12 protein-coding genes and 1 pseudogene are annotated in these 18,065 nt (G+C 70.0%); 10 read left to right on the top strand and 3 right to left on the bottom strand.

Annotation, left to right across the window (positions count from 1 at the left end; genetic code table 11):
• The first annotated feature begins 5 nt into the window (after positions 1-5).
• From rplA to ACGBYP_RS07820, 5 genes and pseudogenes are all read left to right on the top strand, one after another.
• Complete coding sequence (gene rplA, locus ACGBYP_RS07840) at positions 6-725, top strand: 50S ribosomal protein L1 (protein WP_411582732.1); 720 nt, start codon at positions 6-8, stop codon at positions 723-725.
• A 380-nt stretch (positions 726-1,105) separates the two neighbouring features.
• A pseudogene (rplJ, locus tag ACGBYP_RS07835) lies at positions 1,106-1,624 on the top strand (50S ribosomal protein L10); the annotation flags it as partial.
• 125 nt (positions 1,625-1,749) lie between these two features.
• Positions 1,750-2,139 carry a 50S ribosomal protein L7/L12 gene (gene rplL, locus ACGBYP_RS07830; protein WP_411582731.1) on the top strand — a complete coding sequence of 130 codons (390 nt, stop codon included), beginning with the start codon at positions 1,750-1,752 and terminating at the stop codon, positions 2,137-2,139.
• Between the two features lie 679 nt (positions 2,140-2,818).
• Entirely contained in the window at positions 2,819-6,211 is a 3,393-nt protein-coding gene (gene rpoB / locus ACGBYP_RS07825) for a DNA-directed RNA polymerase subunit beta (RefSeq protein ID WP_411583690.1), read from the top strand.
• Between the two features lie 90 nt (positions 6,212-6,301).
• Positions 6,302-10,201, top strand: a complete 3,900-nt coding sequence (locus ACGBYP_RS07820; protein WP_411582729.1) for a DNA-directed RNA polymerase subunit beta' — start codon at positions 6,302-6,304, stop codon at positions 10,199-10,201.
• 110 nt (positions 10,202-10,311) lie between these two features.
• Here ACGBYP_RS07820 and ACGBYP_RS07815 read toward each other — a convergent pair whose 3' ends face one another.
• From ACGBYP_RS07815 to ACGBYP_RS07805, 3 genes are all read right to left on the bottom strand, one after another.
• Positions 10,312-11,352 (bottom strand): LLM class F420-dependent oxidoreductase, encoded by a 1,041-nt coding sequence (locus ACGBYP_RS07815; RefSeq protein ID WP_411582727.1) that lies wholly within the window; start codon positions 11,350-11,352, stop codon positions 10,312-10,314.
• Between the two features lie 60 nt (positions 11,353-11,412).
• Complete coding sequence (locus ACGBYP_RS07810) at positions 11,413-11,628, bottom strand: hypothetical protein (protein WP_411582725.1); 216 nt, start codon at positions 11,626-11,628, stop codon at positions 11,413-11,415.
• 66 nt (positions 11,629-11,694) lie between these two features.
• Positions 11,695-12,687, bottom strand: a complete 993-nt coding sequence (locus ACGBYP_RS07805) for a hypothetical protein (protein WP_411582723.1) — start codon at positions 12,685-12,687, stop codon at positions 11,695-11,697.
• 615 nt (positions 12,688-13,302) lie between these two features.
• On the opposite strand from ACGBYP_RS07805, the gene rpsL reads away from it, so the two are divergent.
• The 5 genes from rpsL to rpsJ all read left to right on the top strand — a co-directional run bounded on the left by rpsL (position 13,303) and on the right by rpsJ (position 18,050).
• On the top strand, positions 13,303-13,677 hold the full coding sequence (gene rpsL, locus ACGBYP_RS07800) for a 30S ribosomal protein S12 (protein WP_163612608.1): 375 nt from the start codon (positions 13,303-13,305) through the stop codon (positions 13,675-13,677).
• Positions 13,677-14,147 (top strand): 30S ribosomal protein S7, encoded by a 471-nt coding sequence (gene rpsG / locus ACGBYP_RS07795; protein ID WP_269174778.1) that lies wholly within the window; start codon positions 13,677-13,679, stop codon positions 14,145-14,147. Before rpsL ends, rpsG begins: the two co-directional genes overlap by 1 nt.
• A gap of 87 nt (positions 14,148-14,234) precedes the next feature.
• Positions 14,235-16,334 carry an elongation factor G gene (gene fusA, locus ACGBYP_RS07790; RefSeq protein ID WP_411582720.1) on the top strand — a complete coding sequence of 700 codons (2,100 nt, stop codon included), beginning with the start codon at positions 14,235-14,237 and terminating at the stop codon, positions 16,332-16,334.
• Positions 16,335-16,431: 97 nt separating this feature from the next.
• On the top strand, positions 16,432-17,625 hold the full coding sequence (tuf, locus tag ACGBYP_RS07785; RefSeq protein WP_411582718.1) for an elongation factor Tu: 1,194 nt from the start codon (positions 16,432-16,434) through the stop codon (positions 17,623-17,625).
• Between the two features lie 119 nt (positions 17,626-17,744).
• Entirely contained in the window at positions 17,745-18,050 is a 306-nt protein-coding gene (gene rpsJ / locus ACGBYP_RS07780) for a 30S ribosomal protein S10 (protein ID WP_012950483.1), read from the top strand.
• Positions 18,051-18,065 lie beyond the last annotated feature (15 nt).

The following is an 18,065-nucleotide window of genomic DNA, read 5'->3' as shown; positions in this document are numbered from 1 at the left end:
CCACCATGGCGAAGCACGGCAAGAACTACCGCAAGGCCGCAGAGCTGGTCGACCAGGAGACGCTGTACAGCCCGCTCCAGGCCGCCGGTCTGGCCAAGCAGACCTCGACCACCAAGTACGACGCGACCGTCGAGGTCGCGATCCGTCTCGGCGTCGACCCCCGCAAGGCCGACCAGATGGTGCGCGGCACCGTCAACCTGCCCCACGGCACCGGCAAGACCGCCCGCGTCATCGTCTTCGCGACCGGCGACAAGGCCGCCGAGGCCACCGCCGCCGGCGCCGACGTCGTGGGTGCCGAGGACCTGATCGAGCGCATCCAGGGCGGCTTCCTGGACTTCGACGCCGCGATCGCCACCCCCGACCAGATGGCCAAGGTCGGCCGGATCGCCCGCATCCTCGGCCCCCGTGGCCTGATGCCGAACCCGAAGACCGGCACGGTGACCCCCGACGTCACCAAGGCCGTCAACGACATCAAGGGCGGGAAGATCAACTTTCGCGTCGACAAGCAGGCCAACCTGCACCTGGTGATCGGCAAGGCCTCCTTCGACGAGACCAAGCTGGTGGAGAACTACGCCGCCGCCCTCGACGAGGTGCTCCGCGCCAAGCCGTCCGCGGCCAAGGGCCGGTACCTGAAGAAGGTCACCGTCTCCACCACCATGGGCCCGGGCATCCCGGTCGACCCCAACCGCACGCGCAACCTGACCGTCGACGAGGTCAACGCCTGATGAAGGACCCCCTGCCCCCCGCCACTCGCTAGCTCGTGGCGGGCCCCTGCAGGGGGCCGACCGAACGGCGCCGTCCCTGAGGGGCGGCGCCGTTCGGCGTTCCCGGGCCGGTGGCCGCCGGTCCCCGGGCCCGTGTACTCTTGCCGCTGTTCCCCCCAAGACCGCTGGTCGTCGCACGTCCGCGTGTGATCGAAGGTCCGGACTCCGGACGTCCTGCGCAGGTGGACGGCTCGACGAACGCGTCGTGGCACGGGCTCAGCGCCCGCATCCGCGGCCCGTCCCTCGCCCCGTGCGCCCTGCGCCGGGGCGTTCCTCGTCTCCGGGCCCGATCACCCGCAGTGCGCTCCGCCGGTGGTCGCCCGACAGACGAGAGGAGGCCCATGCCCACGCAGGCGAAGGCCGCGGTGATCGAGGAGATCACCGAGCGGTTCCAGAACTCGAGTGCGGCCGTGCTCACCGAGTACCGCGGGCTCACCGTGGCGCAGCTGACCAAGCTGCGCCGTGACCTCGGTGCGGGCAGCAGCTACGCCGTCGTCAAGAACACCCTGACGAAGCGGGCGGCGGACGCGGTCGGTCACTCCGACCTCGCCCCGCTGCTCACCGGCCCCACCGCGATCGCCTTCATCGAGGGCGACCCGGTCGAGGCGGCGAAGGCCATCCGCGACTTCTCGCGGACCAACCCGCTCCTGGTCATCAAGGGCGGCGTGGTCGAGGGCCGCACGGTCGACGCAGCCGAGGTCGCGCGCCTCGCCGACGTCGAGCCCCGTGAGGTCCTGCTGGCCAAGCTGGCCGGCGCCATGAAGGGCAACCTGACCAAGGCCGCCGGGCTGTTCCAGGCCCCGCTGTCGCAGGTCGCCCGGCTCGCCGCCGCGCTGCAGGAGAAGAAGGAGGCGGCCGGCGAGAGCCTGCCCGCCGCCGAGGCCCCTGCCGCCGACGACACCGCTGCTGCTGACACCACCCCCGACACGACCGATGCTGCCGCGGACACCGCGGTCAGCACCGACTGAACCCCCTAGGAGACACCATGGCCAAGCTTTCCGCCGACGAGCTGCTCGACGCCTTCAAGGAGATGACGCTCCTGGAGCTGTCTGACTTCGTGAAGCAGTTCGAAGAGACCTTCGACGTCACCGCCGCTGCCCCCGTCGCCGTCGCTGCTGCCGGCCCCGCCGGTGGCGGTGCCGCTCCCGAGGCCGCTGCCGAGCAGGACGAGTTCGACGTCATCCTCGAGGCTGCCGGCGACAAGAAGATCCAGGTCATCAAGGAGGTGCGCGGCCTCACGTCCCTCGGCCTCAAGGAGGCCAAGGACCTGGTCGACAACGCCCCCAAGCCCGTCCTGGAGAAGGTCGCCAAGGACGCCGCCGAGAAGGCCAAGGCCGCTCTCGAGGGCGCCGGCGCCACCGTCACCGTCAAGTGACCCCCCTCCCGGTGGCCTCGGCCGCCGGGACCCCGGCGCTCGCCGGGTAGCACCACCCGCACCTGACGACAGGGGCCGTTCCACTCCGGTGGAGCGGCCCCTGTCCGCGTCCGGGGGCCCGCCCGGGACACGCCGGGGACCGCCGGTGGCGCCGTCCCGCGCCCGGCGTGGCGGCTGGCCCCGGGCCGGGGCGCTGGCATCATCGGTGTCCGAGAGCACTCCCAGGACGTCGCGGCCGCACGGGCCCGGCCACCGGCGGCCCCGCCGCGGTGCCCCGCACGGGTGGGGCACCGCCCGCAGCGGCGGCCGACGTGGACAGCGGCGCTCAGCAGGGGTAGGGTCTCCTGTTGCGCTGCCCTCTGACTGCCCGCCCCGCCGAGCCGGGTCACCAGGGGTGTCCGGCCCACGTCCGCCGCCCATCCGGACGGCGTCCGCCCGGTCACCTCGCCGACCCACCCGACGGTGTACCAGCCGAAGCGGTCAGCCCCGCCGATACCGACGACGACCCAGGACGAAAAGCACCCGCCCGCACGTCGTGAGGTCCTTGGAAGGACGCATCTTGGCAGGCTCTCGCCCCACCAGCACCACCCCCGGCACCAGCACCGATCCCGGCACCACCCAGACCACCCCGGTCGACGTCCAGGCCGGTCCCCGCACCGGCGGCGCCGACCAGGTCAAGATCCCCGGCGCCCCGCTCCGCGTCTCGTTCGCCAAGATCCACGAGCCCCTCGAGGTGCCGGATCTGCTCGCCCTGCAGACCGCCTCCTTCGAGTGGCTGGTCGGCAGCCCCGCGTGGAAGGCCACCCTCGCCCCCGAGGAGCAGGCCGACGCGATCGGCGGTCTCGCGGAGATCCTCGAGGAGATCTCCCCGATCGAGGACTTCAGCGGGTCCATGTCGCTGTCCTTCTCCAACCCGCGCTTCGAGGACGTCAAGGCGTCCCTCGAGGAGTGCAAGGACAAGGACATGACCTACGCGGCGCCGCTGTTCGTCACCGCCGAGTTCATGAACAACACCACCGGCGAGATCAAGAGCCAGACGGTGTTCATGGGCGACTTCCCGGTCATGACGAGCAAGGGCACGTTCGTCATCAACGGCACCGAGCGCGTCGTCGTCTCCCAGCTGGTCCGGTCGCCGGGCGTCTACTTCGACAAGACCCTGGACAAGACGTCGGACAAGGACGTCTACAGCGCCAAGGTCATCCCCAGCCGCGGTGCGTGGCTGGAGTTCGACGTCGACAAGCGCGACACCGTCGGTGTCCGCATCGACCGCAAGCGCCGCCAGCCGGTCAGCGTGCTGCTCAAGGCCCTCGGCTGGACCGAGGACCGCATCCGCGAGCACTTCCAGTGGTCGCCCACGATGCTGGCCACGCTGGAGAAGGACCACATCGCCGGCCAGGACGAGGCGCTGCTGGACATCTACCGCAAGCTGCGCCCGGGCGAGCCGCCGACGCGTGAGTCCGCGCAGGCGCTGCTGGAGAACCTCTTCTTCAACCCCAAGCGCTACGACCTCGCGAAGGTCGGCCGCTACAAGGTGAACAAGAAGCTCCAGGTGGAGGTCGCCCAGGGCACCTCGACGCTGACCGAGGACGACATCGTCGCCACCATCGAGTACGTGGTCCGCCTGCACGCCGGCGAGCCCGACTTCGACGTCGACGACATCGACCACTTCGGCAACCGCCGGCTGCGCACCGTGGGCGAGCTGATCCAGAACCAGATCCGGGTCGGCCTCTCCCGCATGGAGCGCGTGGTCCGCGAGCGGATGACGACCCAGGACGTCGAGGCGATCACGCCGCAGACCCTGATCAACATCCGGCCGGTCGTCGCCTCCATCAAGGAGTTCTTCGGCACCAGCCAGCTGTCGCAGTTCATGGACCAGACCAACCCGCTCGCGGGCCTGACCCACAAGCGCCGCCTGTCGGCGCTGGGCCCGGGTGGTCTGTCCCGTGAGCGCGCCGGCATGGAGGTCCGCGACGTGCACCCCAGCCACTACGGCCGGATGTGCCCGATCGAGACCCCTGAGGGCCCGAACATCGGCCTGATCGGCTCGCTGTCCTCCTTCGCGCGGGTGAACCCCTTCGGCTTCATCGAGACGCCGTACCGCAAGGTCGAGAACGGCACCGTCACCGACCAGATCGACTACCTCACCGCGGACGAGGAGGACCGGTTCGTCGTCGCCCAGGCCAACTCGCCGCTGGACGCCAACAACCGGTTCGCCGAGGACCTGGTCCTGGTCCGCACCAAGGGCGGCGAGACCACCGACCTCGCGCCGGAGAACGTCGACTACATGGACGTCTCGCCGCGTCAGATGACGTCGGTCGCGACGGCGATGATCCCGTTCCTCGAGCACGACGACGCCAACCGCGCCCTGATGGGCGCGAACATGCAGCGTCAGGCCGTCCCGCTGCTGCGCAGCGAGGCCCCGCTGGTCGGCACCGGCATGGAGCTGCACGCCGCCGTCGACGCCGGTGACGTCGTGGTGGCCGAGAAGGCCGGTGTGGTCGAGGACTCCACCGCCGACTACGTCACCGTCATGGCCGACGACGGGACCCGGCAGACCTACCGGCTGCTGAAGTTCCAGCGCTCGAACCAGGGCACCTCGATCAACCAGAACCCGGTGGTCGAGGAGGGCCAGCGGGTCGAGGCCGGTCAGGTCATCGCCGACGGTCCCTGCACCGACGAGGGCGAGATGGCGCTGGGCAAGAACCTGCTCGTCGCCTTCATGCCCTGGGAGGGCCACAACTACGAGGACGCGATCATCCTGTCGCAGCGCCTCGTGCAGGACGACGTCCTGTCCTCGATCCACATCGAGGAGTTCGAGGTCGACGCCCGTGACACCAAGCTGGGCGCCGAGGAGATCACCCGGGACATCCCGAACGTCTCCGAGGAGGTCCTCGCCGACCTCGACGAGCGCGGGATCATCCGGATCGGTGCCGAGGTCGTCCCCGGCGACATCCTCGTCGGCAAGGTCACGCCCAAGGGCGAGACCGAGCTGACCCCCGAGGAGCGGCTGCTGCGCGCGATCTTCGGTGAGAAGGCCCGCGAGGTCCGCGACACGTCGCTGAAGGTCAAGCACGGTGAGTCCGGCAAGGTCATCGGCGTCCGCGTGTTCTCCCGCGAGGACGGCGACGAGCTGCCCGCCGGCGTGAACGAGCTCATCCGGGTCTACGTGGCCCAGATGCGCAAGATCAGCGACGGCGACAAGCTGGCCGGCCGCCACGGCAACAAGGGCGTCATCTCCAAGATCCTCCCGCAGGAGGACATGCCGTTCCTGGAGGACGGCACCCCGGTCGACATCGTGCTCAACCCGCTGGGCGTGCCCGGCCGGATGAACGTCGGCCAGGTGCTGGAGATGCACCTCGGGTGGATCGCCAAGCAGGGCTGGCAGGTCGAGGGCACCCCGGAGTGGGCCGCCAAGATCCCCGGCGCCGCACGGCAGGCCGCTCCCGGCACCCGGACCGCCACGCCGGTGTTCGACGGTGCCCGCGAGGAGGAGCTCATCGGCCTGCTCGGCTCGACGACCCCGAACCGGGACGGCGAGCGGATGGTCAAGGAGACCGGCAAGGCCCGGCTGTTCGACGGCCGGTCCGGGGAGCCCTACCCCGAGCCGATCGCCGTGGGCTACGTCTACATCCTGAAGCTGCTGCACCTGGTCGACGACAAGATCCACGCCCGTTCGACCGGCCCGTACTCGATGATCACGCAGCAGCCGCTGGGTGGTAAGGCGCAGTTCGGTGGCCAGCGCTTCGGTGAGATGGAGTGCTGGGCGATGCAGGCCTATGGCGCCGCGTACGCGCTGCAGGAGCTGCTCACCATCAAGTCCGACGACATCCTCGGCCGCGTGAAGGTGTACGAGGCCATCGTCAAGGGCGAGAACATCCCCGAGCCGGGCATCCCCGAGTCGTTCAAGGTGTTGCTCAAGGAGCTCCAGTCGCTCTGCCTGAACGTGGAGGTCCTCTCCAGCGACGGCAACGCGATCGAGCTGCGCGACACCGACGACGAGGTCTTCCGGGCCGCGGAGGAGCTGGGCATCGACCTCAGCCGCCGCGAGCCGTCGTCCGTCGAGGACGTCTGATCGGCCGCCGGCCGGCCCCGAGCGGGGCCGGCCGGCGACTCCGGCAAACAGCAGAGATTGCAGTAACTAGCCCCTGAAGGGGGTCACAGAGTGCTCGACGTCAACTTCTTCGACGAACTGCGCATCGGCCTGGCCAGCGGAGACGACATCCGCCAGTGGTCGCACGGCGAGGTGAAGAAGCCCGAGACCATCAACTACCGCACCCTCCGCCCGGAGAAGGACGGTCTCTTCTGCGAGAAGATCTTCGGTCCCACCCGGGACTGGGAGTGCTACTGCGGCAAGTACAAGCGCGTGCGCTTCAAGGGCATCATCTGCGAGCGCTGCGGCGTCGAGGTCACGCGCGCCAAGGTGCGTCGTGAGCGGATGGGCCACATCGAGCTGGCCGCCCCGGTCACCCACATCTGGTTCTTCAAGGGCGTGCCCTCGCGGCTGGGCTACCTGCTCGACCTGGCCCCCAAGGACCTCGAGAAGATCATCTACTTCGCGGCGTACATGATCACGTCCGTCGACGACGAGGCGCGTCACCGCGACCTGCCGACCGTCGAGGCCGAGATCAGCGCCGAGAAGTCCAACCTCGAGGGGCGTCGCGACGCCGACGTGGAGGCCCGCCAGCAGAAGCTGGAGGCCGACCTCGCCGAGCTCGAGGCCGAGGGCGCCAAGTCCGACGTGCGCCGCAAGGTGCGCGAGGGCGGCGAGCGCGAGATGCGCCAGCTGCGCGACCGGGCCCAGCGGGAGATCGACCGCCTCGACGAGGTGATGGACACCTTCCGCAAGCTCGAGGTCAAGCAGCTCATCGCCGACGAGGGCCTCTACCGCGAGCTGCGCGACCGCTTCGGTGAGTACTTCGAGGGCGGCATGGGCGCCGCGGCGCTGCAGAAGCTGCTCGCCGGCTTCGACCTGGACGCCGAGGCCGTCTCCCTCCGCGAGACCATCCGCAGCGGCAAGGGCCAGCGCAAGCTGCGCGCGCTCAAGCGGCTGAAGGTCGTCGCGGCGTTCCAGCAGACCCAGAACTCGCCCATGGGCATGGTGCTGGACTGCGTCCCGGTCATCCCGCCGGACCTGCGCCCGATGGTGCAGCTCGACGGTGGCCGCTTCGCCACCAGCGACATGAACGACCTGTACCGCCGGGTGATCAACCGCAACAACCGGCTCAAGCGCCTGCTCGACCTGGGTGCGCCGGAGATCATCGTCAACAACGAGAAGCGGATGCTCCAGGAGTCCGTGGACGCGCTGTTCGACAACGGTCGCCGCGGCCGCCCGGTCACCGGTCCCGGCAACCGCCCGCTGAAGTCCCTGAGCGACCTGCTCAAGGGCAAGCAGGGCCGGTTCCGCCAGAACCTGCTGGGCAAGCGCGTCGACTACTCCGGCCGTTCGGTCATCGTCGTCGGCCCGCAGCTCAAGCTGCACCAGTGCGGTCTGCCCAAGCAGATGGCCCTGGAGCTGTTCAAGCCCTTCGTCATGAAGCGGCTGGTCGACCTCAACCACGCGCAGAACATCAAGTCCGCCAAGCGGATGGTGGAGCGCGCGCGGCCGGTCGTCTGGGACGTGCTCGAGGAGGTCATCACCGAGCACCCGGTGCTGCTGAACCGTGCACCGACGCTGCACCGCCTGGGCATCCAGGCGTTCGAGCCCCAGCTGGTCGAGGGCAAGGCCATCCAGATCCACCCGCTGGTCTGCACCGCGTTCAACGCGGACTTCGACGGCGACCAGATGGCGGTGCACCTGCCGCTGTCGGCCGAGGCGCAGGCCGAGGCCCGCATCCTCATGCTGTCCAGCAACAACATCCTGAGCCCGGCCGACGGTCGCCCGATCACCGCGCCGACCCAGGACATGGTGCTGGGTCTGTACCACCTGACCACGCTGTCGGCGTCGGTCGAGGTGCCCGAGGGCGAGCGTCCGAAGTCCTACTCCACGACCGCCGAGGCGATCATGGCGTTCGACCAGGGCACGCTGGGCCTGCAGGAGCGGGTCACCATGCGCCTGCCCGAGGTCTTCGGCGTCGACAACGGCCCGAACGACGCGTGGGAGGCCCCCGAGGGCTGGGAGCCGGGCACGCCCGCGCTCATCTCGACCAGCCTGGGCCGGGTCCTGTTCAACGAGGCCCTGCCGGAGGACTACCCCTTCGTCAACTACCAGGTGCCGAAGAAGGCGCTGGGCGCGATCGTCAACGACCTCGCCGAGCGCTACCCCAAGGTGCAGGTGGCCGCGACGCTGGACGCCCTCAAGTCGGCCGGCTTCCGCTGGGCGACCCGCTCGGGCGTCACGATCGCCATCGACGACGTCGTCACCCCGCCGGTGAAGGCCGACATCCTCGAGCGTCACGAGGACGAGGCCCGCAAGATCGAGCGCCAGTACGAGCGCGGCGTCATCACCGACGCCGAGCGTCGTTCCGAGCTCATCGAGATCTGGACCCGCGCGCGGGCCGAGGTCAGCCAGGCGATGGTCGACAACTTCCCGACCACCAACCCGGTCTGGGTCATGGTCAACTCGGGTGCCCGAGGCAACATGATGCAGATCAGCCAGATCGCCGGCATGCGTGGCCTGGTGGCCAACCCGAAGGGCGAGATCATCCCGCGGCCGATCAAGGCGAACTTCCGGGAGGGTCTGTCGGTGCTGGAGTACTTCATCTCCACGCACGGCGCCCGCAAGGGCCTGGCCGACACCGCGCTGCGCACCGCTGACTCCGGTTACCTCACCCGCCGGCTGGTCGACGTCTCGCAGGACGTCATCATCCGCGAGGAGGACTGCGGCACCGAGCGCGGCGTGATCATGCCGATCGGCACCCTGGTCGACGGCAAGGTCACCCGGGACGCGCACGTCGAGACCAGCGTGTACGCACGTGCGCTGGCCGCCGACGTGGTCGCCGAGGACGGCACGCTCATCGCGCCGGCCAACGCCGACCTGGGCGACGTCCTCATCGCCCAGCTGGTCGACGCCGGTGTCGCCGAGGTCAAGGTCCGCTGCGTGCTCACCTGTGAGTCGCTGCTGGGCACCTGCGCCACCTGCTACGGGCGGTCGCTGGCCTCCGGCAAGCTGGTGGACGTCGGCGAGGCGGTCGGCATCATCGCCGCCCAGTCGATCGGCGAGCCCGGCACGCAGCTGACGATGCGCACCTTCCACACCGGTGGTGTGGCCGGTGCCGACATCACGCACGGTCTGCCGCGTGTGGTCGAGCTCTTCGAGGCCCGTGTCCCCAAGGGCAAGGCCCCGATCGCCGAGCTCGCCGGCACCGTCCGGATCGAGGACGGCGAGCAGTTCCGCAAGCTCACCATCACCCCGGACGACGGCTCCGACGAGGTCGTCTACGAGAAGATGTCGCGCCGTTCGCGGCTCCGCGTGGAGGACGGCGGTCACGTCGAGGTCGGCGAGCAGCTGACCGAGGGTGCCGTCGACCCGCACGAGGTCCTGCGGATCATGGGCCCGCGCGAGGTGCAGCTGCACCTCGTCCGCGAGGTCCAGGAGGTCTACCGCAGCCAGGGTGTGTCGATCCACGACAAGCACATCGAGGTGATCATCCGCCAGATGCTGAAGCGGGTGACCATCATCGACTCGGGCGCGACGGAGTTCCTGCCCGGTGCGCTGGTCGAGCGGACCCTGTTCGAGACCGAGAACCGTCGGGTCGTCTCCGAGGGTGGCGAGCCGGCCTCGGCGCGTCCGGTCCTGATGGGGATCACCAAGGCGTCGCTGGCGACGGAGTCGTGGCTGTCGGCCGCCTCCTTCCAGGAGACGACCAAGGTGCTCACCGACGCCGCGATCCAGGGCAAGAGCGACAGCCTGCTCGGGCTCAAGGAGAACGTGATCATCGGCAAGCTGATCCCGGCCGGTACCGGGATCAGCCGCTACCGCAACATCACGGTCGAGCCGACCGAGGAGGCGCGGGCCGCGGTCTACACCATGGCCGGCTACGACGACGGGCAGTACTACAGCCCCGACGTCTTCGGTCAGGGCACGGGCGAGGCAGTCCGGCTCGAGGAGTACGACTGGCGCTGACGCGCTGAGTGAGTGAGAGAGGGCCCCGTCGACGCGCGTCGGCGGGGCCCTCTCTGCGTCTCCGGCCGTCACGTGACGCAACGACCGGGGTCCACGGGGCCGTCGGCGGGTCAGCCCGCCAGGCGGCGCATGGTCTCGACGGTGCGCAGACGTCCTGCCCGGCTGTCGTCCAGCGGCTGGAGCACGAGGGTGGTGACGCCGGCGTCGGCGAAGGCGGCGACCCGCTCGGCGACGTGTGACTCCGGGCCGATGAGGGACGTCGCCCGGACCAGCTCCTCGGGCACCGCCGCAGCCGCCTCCGCCGTCCGGCCGGCCAGGTACAGGTCCTGGATGGTCTCCGCCTCGGCCCCGTAGCCGTACCGGCGGGCCAGGTCGTTGTAGAAGTTGCGGCCCTTGGCGCCCATGCCGCCCACGTAGAGGGCGATCCCCGGGCGCACCGCGTCGACGAGGTGGTCGACGTCCTCGCCGACGGCCACCGGCACGCCGACGACCACGTCCAGGTCGCCCAGCGCCGGGTCGCGCCGGGCCCGGCCGGCGGCCAGCGGGGCGCCCCAGACCTCGGCCGCCCGCTCGGGGTGGAAGAGGATCGGCTCCCAGCCCTCGGCGATCTCGGCGGCCAGCTCGACGTTCTTCGGCCCCAGCGCGGCGAGCAGCACCGGTACCCGCTCGCGCACCGGGGTGTTGATCAGCTTCAGCGGCTTGCCCAACCCGGTGCCCTGGTCGGCGGGCAGGGGCACGTTGTACTTGGGGCCCTCGTGGACCAGTCGCTCCCGGCGCCACACCTGGCGGCAGATCTCGACGATCTCGCGGGTGCGCTGCAGCGGGGCGTCGTAGGGGACCCCGTGCCAGCCCTCGACCACCTGCGGGCCCGAGGCGCCGAGCCCCAGGGTGAAGCGGCCGCCGGAGACGTGGTCCAGGCCGGCCGCGGTCATCGCCATCAGGGCCGGGGTGCGGCTGTAGATCGGCAGGATGCCGCTCATCAGCTCCACCCGCTCGGTCACCGCGGCCAGGTAGCCCAGCTGGCTCACCGCGTCGAAGGTGTAGACCTCCGCCACGCTGACGACGTCGAGACCGGCAACCTCGAGGTCGCGGACCTCCTCCGCCGTCTGGCTGAAGTCCCCGGCGTAGCTGGCCTGGATCCCGATCCGCATGGCCGGAGGCTAACGGGCGCCCGGCTCCCGCACCGGTCCGGCGGCGGGGGAGCGGAGCGCCTACAGGGCGCGGACGGTGCCCACGACGTGGGTGACGACGCGGACGCCGTCGACGTCCCGCGGCACCCGGCCGTCGGCGTCGGCCTCGGTCAGGTCCACCCGGACGACGTAGTCGGCGTCCTGGCGCGCCAGCCCGACACCGGCGACGGCGGGGTCGGCCGACAACCGGGCGGCCAGCGTGCTCTTGGCGGCCCGGGCGGAGGCGCGGTCGGTCATGCCCCCATGGTGCCCCCGCGGAGGCTCCCTGCCCAGGTCCGTCGTCGTCGCGGCCGCCCGCAGGGGTCAGCCGGCGTACCAGTCGACCCCCAGCCGGTGGAGCACGGTCGCCAGCGGGTTGGCGAAGGTGACGCCGCCCCCCGCGCTGCCGCCCACGGTCGAGCCGGCGAACAACAGACCCAGCGGCGCCCGGTCGCGGCTGCGCCAGATGACCGACCCGCTGTCCCCGCCGGCGCTGAACCCACCGGTGAGCCCCTCGATCTCGATCTGGTCGTCGAACGTGTACACGCCCTCGTCGTACTGCACGCCCACCCCGTCGACCTCCACGGCGGTGACCCGGCCCCGGGTGTGGCCGGTCGTGCGCCCCACCTTCTCCACCAGCTCGTCGGGGTCGACGTCGTCAGGAGCGGCCACCTGGGCCCGCAGCGCCCCGCCGGGGTACGCGGTCGGGTCGGCGGTGACGTCCGCGTCCAGGGCGGCGACCGCGGCGTCGACCAGGTTGCCGGGCTCGTCGGTGAAGGCAACGAAGTCCGCGAGGCTGCCGATGCGGTCGGCCGGCGTGCCCCCGTCGGCCACGCCGGGCTGTCGCACCGCGTCGCCGGGTGCGGCCGCGCCGCTGTCGGCCAGCACGTGGCTGTTGCTGAGCACCAGCAGGCCGTCGGTGCCCGGACGGCGCACGAAGCCGCCCAGCGTGCCGGCGGTGACGTCCTCGTGGCTGACCGACAGCCCCGGGCGCAACGGCCGGACCCGGCGCTGCAGCCGGTCCGGGGAAGCAGGGTCCGCCGGGGACGACAACAGGTGCACCGGCCCGATGACCCGGACGTCGACCTCCTCCAGCGCGGCCTCGCCCAGCCCAGCAAGGACGACCTCGGCGTCCCGCTGGTCGATGAGCCGGATCGCCAGGTGCACCTGGTCCGGTGCCACCGGGCGCAGGCCCAGGGCGACGCCGCTCCAGCCGGTCGCGCCGCCGACGGAGCTGGCGACCACCCCGCCGGGTGGTGTCTCGCTGAGGCGCCGGGACAGTCGTGCCTTGAGTTCACGGGCGGAGTCGGGGAGCACGAGGTACCTCCGGGCAGCAGCGGGACGTGAGCGGTTCGCGACCGACCGTAGGGCCGACCACCGACAGGAGCGACGCGAGCGGCCGGCGGGCGTGGTGGGACCGTGCCGGGCCGGGCGCCGGATCCGGGACGTGCCGGCCCGTCGGGTGTACGGTCCCGGGCAGGCCTCGCGCCTGCCCGGGGGCGCCGGGAATGGGCCACCGTCACCGGCGGTTGGCACCGGGCAGAGCAGCGACCCTGCGGCACGGCCCACATGTCGACCCGGCTTTGACCGGGTCGAAGGGGCCGGGTACTGTGGTCAGCTGTGCCCAGGATGACTGGGCCTGCTCCTGTTCGTCGTGCACCTGAGCGTCCGTCGGTCCCCGGATCGACAGACCGCCGGGGGTCACCTCCCGCCTGACGGCGGGGCCGCTGCGAAGCGGGGTGGCCGGTGCCGGACGAGGAGTGCGGAGTCCGGTCGAGTCAGTCGGCCGGTTCCCGGGAAGGGCGACACGCCCGACCGCGGGGGCCGGACGACGGGTCAGCCGGCCCCGAACGGCCGGGAGACCGGGCACGCATCGAGCACCGCATCACATCCACAGCACGACCCAGCGCAGGTAGGAGATCCAGGCCACCCATGCCCACGATCAACCAGCTGGTCCGCAAGGGCCGCGAGGACAAGGTCGAGAAGACCAAGACCCCGGCGTTGAAGAGCTCTCCTCAGCGCCGCGGGGTGTGCACCCGCGTCTACACGACGACCCCGAAGAAGCCGAACTCCGCGCTGCGCAAGGTCGCCCGCGTCCGGCTCACCAGTGGCGTCGAGGTGACCGCGTACATCCCGGGTGTCGGGCACAACCTGCAGGAGCACTCGATGGTGCTCGTGCGCGGTGGTCGCGTGAAGGACCTCCCCGGCGTTCGTTACAAGATCATCCGCGGCTCGCTGGACACCCAGGGCGTCCGTGGCCGCAAGCAGGCGCGCAGCAAGTACGGCGCGAAGAAGGAGAAGAGCTAATGCCTCGCAAGGGCCCCGCGCCGAAGCGCCCGCTCGTCGCCGACCCGGTGTACCAGTCGCCGCTGGTGACCCAGCTGGTGAACAAGGTGCTGATCGACGGCAAGCGCTCGGTCGCCGAGGCGATCGTCTACGGCGCCCTCGAGGGCGTCCGCGCCAAGGGCGACACCGACCCGGTCGTGGTGCTCAAGCGCGCGCTGGACAACGTCAAGCCCGCCCTGGAGGTCCGCAGCCGCCGTGTCGGTGGCGCCACCTACCAGGTGCCGATCGAGGTCCGTCCCTCCCGCAGCACGACGCTCGGCCTGCGCTGGCTCATCCAGTACAGCCGCGCCCGTCGCGAGAAGACGATGACCGAGCGGCTCATGAACGAGCTCCTGGACGCCAGCAACGGCCTCGGTGCCGCGGTGAAGCGTCGCGAGGACACCCACAAGATGGCCGAGTCGAACAAGGCCTTCGCGCACTACCGCTGGTGACGACGGTCCATCAGCAGCCGCTGCCCGCGGTGATCACGGGCGACCCCCGGACACCGTGCACGGACGAGAAAGAAGAGGAGTGACGTAATGGCCCAGAACCAGGCCCAACTCGCCAAGACCCGCAACATCGGGATCATGGCGCACATCGACGCCGGCAAGACGACGACGACCGAGCGGATCCTCTTCTACACCGGTATCAACTACAAGATCGGTGAAGTCCACGACGGCGCTGCCACGATGGACTGGATGGAGCAGGAGCAGGAGCGCGGCATCACCATCACGTCGGCCGCGACGAAGTGCACCTGGAACGGTCACGACATCAACATCATCGACACCCCGGGGCACGTCGACTTCACCGTCGAGGTGGAGCGGTCCCTGCGCGTGCTCGACGGTGCGGTCGCGGTCTACGACGGTGTCGCCGGTGTCGAGCCGCAGACCGAGCAGGTCTGGCGGCAGGCGGAGAAGTACAGCGTCCCGCGCATGTGCTTCGTCAACAAGCTCGACCGCACCGGCGCGGACTTCTTCCGCTGCGTCGACATGATGGTGGAGCGGCTCAACGCCAACGCGCTGGTCCTGCAGCTCCCGATCGGTGCCGAGGCCGACTTCATCGGCGTCGTCGACCTGGTCCAGATGAAGGCCCTCACCTGGCGCGGTGAGACCAAGATGGGCGAGGACTACGCCGTCGAGGACATCCCCGCCGAGCTGGCCGACCAGGCCGCCGAGTACCGCGAGAAGCTCCTCGAGAACATCGCGGACTTCGACGACTCGCTGATGGAGGACTACCTGGGTGGCGAGGAGATCGCCACGGACCGGCTCAAGGCCGCCATCCGCAAGGCCACCATCGCCGGCCAGGTGAACCCGGTCCTCACCGGCACCGCGTTCAAGAACAAGGGCGTCCAGCCCCTGCTCGACGCCGTCGTGGACTACCTGCCCAGCCCGCTGGACATCGAGGCCATCGTCGGCACCGCGCTCGACGGCGAGACCGAGGTCCTGCGGCACGCCGACGAGGACGAGCCGTTCTCGGCGCTGGCCTTCAAGATCCAGACCGACCAGCACCTCGGCAAGCTGACCTACGTCCGGGTCTACTCGGGCAAGCTCGACGCGGGCTCCCCGGTGCTGAACAGCACCAAGGACCGCAAGGAGCGGGTCGGCAAGATCTACCAGATGCACGCCAACAAGCGCGAGGAGCGCGCCGGCGTGGGTGCCGGCGAGATCGTCGCCGTCAACGGTCTGAAGGGCACGACCACGGGCGACACGCTCTGCGACCCGCAGAAGCCGGTCATCCTCGAGTCGATGACCTTCCCGGCCCCGGTCATCTCGGTGGCCATCGAGCCGAAGACCAAGAGCGACCAGGAGAAGCTGGGCACGGCCATCCAGAAGCTGGCCGAGGAGGACCCGACGTTCCAGGTCCGCCTCGACGAGGAGACCGGTCAGACGGTCATCTCCGGCATGGGCGAGCTGCACCTGGAGATCCTGGTCGACCGCATGCGGCGTGAGTTCAACGTCGAGGCGAACGTCGGCAAGCCGCAGGTGGCCTACCGCGAGACGATCCGCAAGGCCGTCGAGCGCTACGACTACACGCACAAGAAGCAGACGGGTGGCTCCGGCCAGTTCGCGAAGGTGCAGATCGCCATCGAGCCGCTCGAGATGAGCGCCGACTCGGCGACCTACGAGTTCGAGAACAAGGTCACGGGTGGTCGCATCCCGAAGGAGTACATCCCCTCGGTCGACCAGGGCATGCAGGACGCCATGCAGTACGGCGTGCTCGCCGGCTACCCGATGGTGGGCGTCAAGGCCTCCCTGCTCGACGGCCAGTACCACGAGGTCGACTCCTCGGAGATGGCCTTCAAGATCGCCGGTTCGATCGCCTTCAAGGAGGCGGCACGCAAGGCCAGCCCGGCCCTGCTGGAGCCGCTCATGGCGGTCGAGGTCGTCACGCCCGAGGACAACATGGGCGACGTCATCGGCGACCTGAACTCCCGCCGCGGCACCATCCAGGCGATGGAGGAGCGCTCCGGCGCCCGAGTCGTCAAGGCACTGGTCCCGCTGTCGGAGATGTTCGGCTACGTGGGCGACCTGCGCAGCCGCACCCAGGGACGGGCGAGCTACACCATGGTGTTCGACACCTACGCTGAGGTTCCTGCCAACGTCGCCAAGGAGATCATCGCCAAGGCGACAGGCGAATGACCCCCCGCCGGCCGCGGGTCTGACGACCCGCGGCCGGTAGTACCGCCCGCACCCCCAGACACGCGCACGACTGCGAAGACACGGAGAGAGGATCCCAGTGGCCAAGGCCAAGTTCGAGCGGACCAAGCCGCACGTCAACATCGGCACCATCGGGCACATCGACCACGGCAAGACGACGCTGACCGCGGCGATCACCAAGGTCCTGCACGACAAGTACCCGGACCTCAACGAGGCGTCTGCGTTCGACCAGATCGACAAGGCGCCCGAGGAGAAGGCCCGCGGCATCACGATCTCGATCGCTCACGTCGAGTACCAGACCGAGAACCGCCACTACGCGCACGTCGACTGCCCCGGGCACGCCGACTACATCAAGAACATGATCACCGGTGCGGCGCAGATGGACGGCGCCATCCTGGTGGTCGCGGCCACCGACGGCCCGATGCCGCAGACCAAGGAGCACGTGCTCCTGGCCCGCCAGGTCGGTGTCCCCTACATCGTCGTGGCGCTCAACAAGTCCGACATGGTCGACGACGAGGAGATCCTCGAGCTCGTCGAGCTGGAGGTCCGTGAGCTCCTCAGCGAGTACGAGTTCCCGGGCGACGACGTCCCCGTGGTCCGCGTCTCCGCGCTGAAGGCCCTCGAGGGCGACGCCGAGTGGGGCGACAAGCTCATGGAGCTCATGAACGCCGTCGACTCGGCGATCCCCGAGCCCGAGCGTGAGATCGACAAGCCGTTCCTCATGCCCGTCGAGGACGTCTTCACCATCACTGGTCGCGGCACCGTCGTCACCGGTCGCGTGGAGCGCGGCATCGTCAAGGTGTCCGAGGAGATCGAGATCGTCGGCATCCGCCCGACCTCGACCAAGACCACGGTCACCGGCGTCGAGATGTTCCGCAAGCTGCTCGACCAGGGCCAGGCCGGCGACAACGTCGGGCTGCTCCTGCGCGGCATCAAGCGCGAGGACGTCGAGCGCGGCCAGGTCGTCGTGAAGCCGGGTTCGATCACCCCGCACACGAACTTCGAGGGCTCCGTCTACATCCTCTCGAAGGACGAGGGCGGCCGTCACACGCCGTTCTTCAACAACTACCGTCCCCAGTTCTACTTCCGGACCACGGACGTGACCGGCGTGGTGACCCTGCCCGCCGGCACCGAGATGGTCATGCCCGGTGACAACACCGAGATGTCGGTCGAGCTGATCCAGCCGATCGCCATGGAGGAGGGCCTGCGTTTCGCCATCCGTGAGGGTGGCCGCACCGTCGGCGCCGGCCGGGTCGTCAAGATCAACAAGTGACACCCTGACGGGCGGCGGCCGGACCGGCCGCCGCCCGTCAGCCGGGTCGGGACACCCGACCCAGGGTCAGCAGACCCACACGAACTTTCACAACCGATCGGCAGGAGCGAAGACAACCGATGGCGGGACAGAAGATCCGCATCCGGCTGAAGGCCTACGACCACGAGGCGATCGATGCCTCGGCTCGTCGCATCGTCGAGACGGTGACGAAGACCGGTGCGCGCGTCGTCGGCCCCGTGCCGCTGCCGACGGAGAAGAACGTGTACTGCGTCATCCGCTCGCCGCACAAGTACAAGGACTCGCGCGAGCACTTCGAGATGCGTACGCACAAGCGGCTCATCGACATCCTCGACCCGACGCCGAAGACGGTCGACGCGCTCATGCGCATCGACCTGCCGGCCTCCGTCGACGTCAACATCCAGTAAGGGCTGTTTCCAGAC

It is taken from the genome of Modestobacter sp. SSW1-42 (assembly GCF_046635825.1).
Classification (GTDB): Bacteria; Actinomycetota; Actinomycetes; order Mycobacteriales; family Geodermatophilaceae; genus Modestobacter.
The sequence above is the reverse complement of the archived record's forward strand: the minus strand, read 5'-3'. Positions and strand labels throughout refer to the sequence as shown.